Below are 6243 nucleotides of genomic sequence, written 5' to 3'. Positions count from 1 at the left end.
CCGTGGGCTGGGGGGAGGACGGGGGGCGCGTCGGCTCGTCGGGCGTCGCGGCGGGGGGTTCCGGTCCGGTGCCGGACGGTTCCGCCGGCGGCCGGGTCGGGCGCGGGGGCGCGGTCGGGCGCGGAGGCACGCTCGGGCGCGGGGGGATCGAGGCGCGGCGTGCTTCCGTGCTCATGCACCCCCCGTTTCCTCATGCCCGGGCCGTCGTTCTCCTGCTCGGGCCCCTCCTGGCCGGCCCGGGCGGCCCGGTGCGGACGTACGGGTCCGTTCTGGGCACGCATACCCGCACGGGTGGACCGTCATCCCGGCACGGATGCGCGGCCGGAGCCGTTCCTCCGTGCGTGCGCGTCACTCTACGGCTTGTCGCGGCGCGAACGGGAACCAGTCCGCGCCCCCGGGGGCATCTGCCCGGATCGTCCCCCTACCCTGCGGTAATCGGGTCTGGCAGGCTGCGTTCATGACTGCGCGCGCCGCCGACCGGACCCGTTACGACCGGGCCACCGCCCATCTCGACGCTCCCCTCGCGATCGTGGACCTCGACGCCTTCGACGCCAACGCGGACGATCTCGTACGCCGGGCGGGCGGCAAGCCGGTCCGGGTCGCCAGCAAGTCCGTGCGCTGCCGGGCGCTGCTGGAACGCGTCCTGGCGAAGGACGGCTTCGCGGGCATCATGTCGTTCACCCTGGCCGAGTCCCTGTGGCTGGCGAGGTCGGGCTTCGACGACATCCTGCTCGCCTACCCCTCGGCGGACCGCGCCGGCTTCGCCGAACTCGCCGGCGACCCCAAGCTCGCCGCCGCCGTCACCGTCATGGTCGACGACGTCGCCCAGCTCGACCTGATCGACGCCGCGCGGGCGGGTGGACGCGAAGTGGTGCGGGTCTGCCTGGAATTGGACACCTCGCTGAAGCTGCTCGGCGGGCGGGTGCGGGTGGGGGCACTGCGCTCGCCGCTGCACTCCCCCGCCCAAGTCGCCGACGTGGCACGGGCGGTGGCCCGGCGGTCCGGGTTCCGGCTGGTCGGGATCATGGCCTACGAGGGGCACATCGCGGGTGTGGGTGACGCTGTCGCCGGGCGCCCGCTGCGGTCGCGTGCGGTCCGGCTGATGCAGGCCGCGGCCCGCCGTGAACTCGCCGAGCGGCGCGCCGCGGTGGTGCGCGCGGTGCGGGCGGTGGCGCCGGACCTGGAGTACGTCAACGGCGGCGGCACCGGCAGTGTGCAGCACACCGCCGCCGAGGACGCCGTCACCGAGATCGCGGCCGGCTCGGGGCTGTACGTGCCGCGTCTGTTCGACAACTACACGTCCTTCACCGGCCGTCCGGCCGCCCTCTTCGCCCAGCCCGTCGTCCGCCGGCCGGGCGTGGGTGTCGTCACGGTCCTCGGCGGCGGCTATCCCGCCTCGGGTGCGGCCGGGCCCGACCGGCTGCCGGTGCCGTATCTGCCGGAGGGGCTGCGCTACGACCCCCAGGAGGGCCCCGGAGAGGTGCAGACGCCGCTGCTGGGCTCCCCGGCCGACGACCTGCTGATCGGGGACAAGGTGTGGTTCCGGCACGCGAAGGCCGGTGAGCTGTGCGAGCGGTTCGAGGAACTGCACCTGATCGAGGGCGACACGGTGACGGCGACGGTGCCGACGTACCGGGGCGAGGGGCACACCTTCCTCTAGGTCACCGGGTCACCCGGGTCGCCGGGTCACGGCGTGCGGCCGATGCCGCTGCCCACCCCGCCGCCGGTGTCCGCGTCGCCGATCGGGCGGATGCCCTTGGTGATGCGGTCCATGTCGGCCAGGGGCGGCCCGTCCTCACCCGCGTCGAACACGAACCGGACGAGGACGGGTGCCTCGGTGCCGACGGTGGAGGGGAAGACCAGGGACTGGACGTAGCCGCCGGGCCCCTCGGCGGTCGTCACCCGCCAGCGGACGTAGTACCCGGCGCGGCTCGCGACCGCGACCTGCCCGAAGGCCACCACCCGGTGGGACTCGATGCCGCCGAAGGGGCGCCGGCCGATGGTGTCGCGGCCGTAGGCCAGCTCGGCCGCGTCCGCGATGTCGGCCTCGGCCAGGACCTTGGGTGAGGTCTCGGCGGTGTCGGTGACGGTGCGGGAGATGACCAGCCCGCGCCGGCACACGCCGGGGTCGACCGGGCAGTCGTAGGTGCCGTCGGTGGTCATGACGACGTCGTCCTGGGCGACGTACTCGGGTCTGACCCAGCCGTCGGGCAGCGGCAGGGTGATGCCGTTCAGCTCGTCGACGACGACGGACGGGTCCTCGGAGGGGGACGGTGACGGGGAGGACGGCGGGGGCGGGGACGAGGCGGCGGCCGTCGGGGGCGACGCCGGCGGCGCGGTCCGCTCGCCGCCCCCGGGGTCCTCGCGCAGGAGGACGGCCCCCGTGACGACCGCCGCGACCAGGACGGCCCCCGTCACGGCCAGGGCGACGGCCCTGGCGCGCCCGCCGCCGCGCACGGCGGACGGCGGGCCGGGCACCGGCGCCGCCACGGGGCCGAAGCCCTCGGGGGCGCGCCGGTGTTCGGTCCAGGCCGTGCCGTCCCACCAGCGTTCCTGGTGCGGGGCCGACGGGTCGCGGTACCAGCCGGGCGGGGGCGTGATGCTCATCCCGGCACTGTAGGACGGGCCCTACAGGGGTGTGACGTAGGCGCCGGAAATGCCTCCGTCGACCAGGAAGTCGGCGGCGTTGACGAAGGAGGAGTCGTCGCTGGCGAGGAAGGCGACGGCGGCGGCGATCTCCTCTGCCTCCGCGAACCGGCCGAGCGGGATGTGGACCAGGCGACGGGCGGCCCGCTCGGGGTCCTTGGCGAACAGCTCCTGGAGCAGCGGGGTGTTGACCGGCCCGGGGCACAGGGCGTTGACGCGGATCCCCTCCCGGGCGAACTGCACGCCCAGCTCACGGGACATGGCGAGCACGCCGCCCTTGGAGGCGGTGTAGGAGATCTGCGAGGTGGCCGCGCCCATCCGGGCGACGAAGGAGGCGGTGTTGATGATGGAGCCCTTGCCCTGGCGCCGCATGTAGGGGATCGCGGCCTTGCAGCACAGGTAGACGGAGGTGAGGTTGACCTCCTGGACGCGCTTCCAGGCCTCCAGGCCGGTCTCCAGGATGGAGTCGTCGTCGGGCGGGGAGATGCCGGCGTTGTTGAAGGCGATGTCGACGCTGCCGTAGGTGTCGTACGCCGTCCGGAAGAGGGCCTCGACCTGGTCGGCGTCGGTGACGTCGACCTTCACGAAGATGCCGTCGACCTCCTCGGCGGCCGCCTTGCCGCGGGCCTCGTCGACGTCGCCGCAGACGATGTGCGCGCCCTCGGAGGCGAGCCGGCGGGCGGTGGCGAGGCCGATGCCGCTGCCCGCGCCGGTGATGACGGCGGTGCGGCCCACCAGGCGGCGGCAGATGATTTCGTCGGTCACTGTGCGGGGCCCTCCGTGCTGATGAAGACGTTCTTGGTTTCGGTGAAGGCGGTCAGGGCGTCCGGGCCCAGCTCGCGGCCGACGCCGGACTGCTTGAAGCCGCCGAACGGGGTCCAGTAGCGGACGCTGGAGTGGGAGTTGACGGACAGGTTGCCGGCCCGTACGGCCTGCGAGACGCGCAGCGCGCGTCCGACGTCCCGGGTCCAGACGGAGCCGGAGAGGCCGTACGGGGTGTCGTTGGCGAGGCGGATCGCGTCCTGCTCGTCGGTGAAGGGCAGCAGGACGGCGACGGGGCCGAAGATCTCCTCGCGGGCGGCCTCGGAGTCGGGCCGCTCGCCGGTGAGGACGGTCGGCGGGAACCAGAAGCCGGGGCCGTCGGGGGCGGTCCCGCGCAGGGCGGGGGCGTCGTCCGGCACGAACGAGCGGACGCGGTCCCGTTGCTGACGGGAGATCAGCGGTCCCATCTGGGTCTTGTCGTCGGCCGGGTCGCCCACGACGACGGCGGCCAGCGCGTCGGCGAGCAGCGCGTGGACCTCGTCGTAGACGGACTCCTGGACGAGGACGCGGGTGCGGGCGCAGCAGTCCTGGCCGGAGTTGTCCAGGAAGGAGAAGGGGTCGACGGCCGGCTTCAGGTCGGCGTCGGCGAAGACGATGTTGGGGCTCTTGCCGCCGAGTTCGAGGGTGACGGGTTTGACGTGCCGGGCGCAGCGCTCCATGATCTCGCGGCCGGTGCGGGTGGACCCGGTGAAGACGATCTTCGCGACGTCCGGGTGGTCGACCAGGGCGCGGCCGGTGATGTGGCCGTGTCCTGGCAGCACCTGGAAGAGGTGCTCGGGCAGGCCCGCCTCCAGGGCCAGTTCGGCCAGGCGCAGCGCGGTGAGCGGGGTGGTCTCGGCGGGTTTGAGCAGGACGGCGTTGCCGGCGGCGAGCGCGGGGAAGGAGCCCCAGGCCGCGATGGGCATCGGGAAGTTCCAGGGGGCGATGACGCCGACGACGCCGAGGGGCTCGTGGAAGGTGACGTCCCAGCCGCCGGGGACGGGGATCTGCCGGCCGGTGAGGCGTTCGACGCCGCCCGCCGCGTACAGCAGCAGGTCGCGGGCGTTGCCGGCCTCCCAGCGGGCGTTGCCGAGGAGGTGGCCGGCCTCGCGGACCTCCAGCAGGGCCAGCTCCTCGACGTGCGCGTCGACGACGTCGGCGAAGCGGCGCAGCAGCCGGGCCCGGTCGGCGGGGGTGACGGCCGCCCAGGACCGCTGGGCGGCCACCGCGCGGGTGACGGCGCGGTCGACCTCGGCGATGCCCGCGGCGGGGACGGTGGCGACGACCTCCTCGGTGGCCGGGTTGAGGACCTTCAGCACGTGCGGGTCGAACACGGGATGACCTTTCACAGGCGTTCGAAGGAGCGGCGCAGCTCCCAGTCGGTGACCGCGGCGTCGAAGGCCGCCAGCTCGACGCGGGCCATGTTGCGGTAGTGCGCGACGACCTCGTCGCCGAAGGCGGCCCGGGCGATCGGGCTGTTCTCCCACAGCTCGGCGGCCTCGCGCAGGGTGGTGGGGACGTGGGCGAAGTCGGCGGCGTAGGCGTTGCCGGGGCAGGCCTCGGGCAGCTCCAGCTTCTGCTCGACGCCGTACAGCCCGGCGGCCACCAGTCCGGCGACCGCGAGGTGCGGGTTGACGTCGCCGCCGGGGAGGCGGTTCTCGAAGCGCAGGGAGCGGCCGTGGCCGACGACGCGCAGGGCGCAGGTGCGGTTGTCGTGGCCCCAGGCGACGGCGGTGGGGGCGAAGGAGCCCGGCTGGAACCGCTTGTAGCTGTTGATGTTCGGGGCGTACAGGAGCGAGAAGTCGCGCAGGGCGGCCAGCTGTCCGGCGAGGAAGTGCCGCATGACCTCGGACATCCCGTCCGGTCCGGCCATCACGTTGGTGCCGTCGGCGTCGGTGAGCGAGAGGTGGATGTGGCAGGAGTTGCCCTCGCGTTCGTTGTACTTCGCCATGAAGGTGAGCGAGACGCCTTCCTGGGCGGCGATCTCCTTGGCTCCGGTCTTGTAGACGGCGTGCTGGTCGCAGGTGACCAGGGCCTCGTCGTAGCGGAAGGCGATCTCGTGCTGGCCGGGGTTGCACTCGCCCTTGGCGGACTCGACGGTGAGGCCGGCGCCGGCCATGTCGTTGCGCAGACGGCGCAGCAGGGGCTCGATACGGCCGGTGCCGAGGATGGAGTAGTCGATGTTGTACTGGTTGGCCGGGGTCAGTCCCCGGTAGCCGGCGTCCCAGGCCTGCTCGTAGGTGTCCTTGAAGACGATGAACTCCAGCTCGGTGCCGACCTGCGCGGTGTAGCCGAGGTCGGCGAGGCGCTTCAGCTGGTGGCGCAGTATCTGGCGGGGCGCGGCGACGACCGGGGAGCCGTCCTCCCAGGCGAGGTCGGCGATGAGCATCGCGGTGCCGGGGTGCCAGGGCACGCGCCGCAGGGTGGACAGGTCCGGGTGCATGGCGAAGTCGCCGTATCCGCGCTCCCAGGAGGACATCGCGTATCCGTCGACGGTGTTCATCTCGGTGTCGACGGCCAGCAGGTAGTTGCAGCCCTCGGTGCCGTGGTGGAGGACCTCGTCGAGGAAGAAGCGGGCGGCGAACCGCTTGCCCTGGAGGCGCCCTTGCATGTCGGGGAAGGCGAGGACGACAGTGTCGATCTCACCGCCCGCGACGAGGGCGTGCAGCTCCTCGACGCCGAGCGGGGGTGTGCGGTCTGCCACGGGAGGGCCTCCTCAGGCTTCCTCTGTTCTGCTGCTGTGCTGCTTCTCTGCTGCTGTGCTGCTTCGTTCGGCGGCCGGGAGCCATAAGGTAT

General features: G+C 73.3%; 5 protein-coding genes. 1 reads left to right on the top strand and 4 read right to left on the bottom strand.

The window, feature by feature from the left end:
• Positions 1-457: 457 nt before the first annotated feature.
• Positions 458-1660 (top strand): amino acid deaminase/aldolase, encoded by a 1203-nt coding sequence (locus ALMP_RS06875; RefSeq protein WP_264925327.1) that lies wholly within the window; start codon positions 458-460, stop codon positions 1658-1660.
• 26 nt (positions 1661-1686) lie between these two features.
• On the opposite strand, the gene ALMP_RS06870 is transcribed toward ALMP_RS06875, so the two are convergent.
• From ALMP_RS06870 to ALMP_RS06855, 4 genes are read right to left on the bottom strand one after another with little or no spacing between them, the layout of a single operon-like run.
• Entirely contained in the window at positions 1687-2601 is a 915-nt protein-coding gene (locus ALMP_RS06870) for a DUF2510 domain-containing protein (protein ID WP_264925331.1), read from the bottom strand.
• A 27-nt stretch (positions 2602-2628) separates the two neighbouring features.
• Positions 2629-3411: a 3-oxoacyl-ACP reductase gene (locus ALMP_RS06865; RefSeq protein WP_264925326.1), complete on the bottom strand. Its 783-nt coding sequence runs from the start codon at positions 3409-3411 to the stop codon at positions 2629-2631.
• Positions 3408-4781 (bottom strand): aldehyde dehydrogenase, encoded by a 1374-nt coding sequence (locus tag ALMP_RS06860; protein ID WP_264925325.1) that lies wholly within the window; start codon positions 4779-4781, stop codon positions 3408-3410. The genes ALMP_RS06865 and ALMP_RS06860 overlap by 4 nt, the downstream gene beginning before the upstream one ends.
• An 11-nt stretch (positions 4782-4792) precedes the next feature.
• A complete protein-coding gene (locus ALMP_RS06855; RefSeq protein WP_264925324.1) occupies positions 4793-6151 on the bottom strand; it encodes a glutamine synthetase family protein in 1359 nt (452 codons plus the stop codon).
• Positions 6152-6243 lie beyond the last annotated feature (92 nt).

This window comes from Streptomyces sp. A012304, from assembly GCF_026008495.1.
In the GTDB taxonomy this organism is placed as follows: domain Bacteria; phylum Actinomycetota; class Actinomycetes; order Streptomycetales; family Streptomycetaceae; genus Streptomyces.
This window is presented reverse-complemented; position numbering and strand designations above follow the sequence as displayed.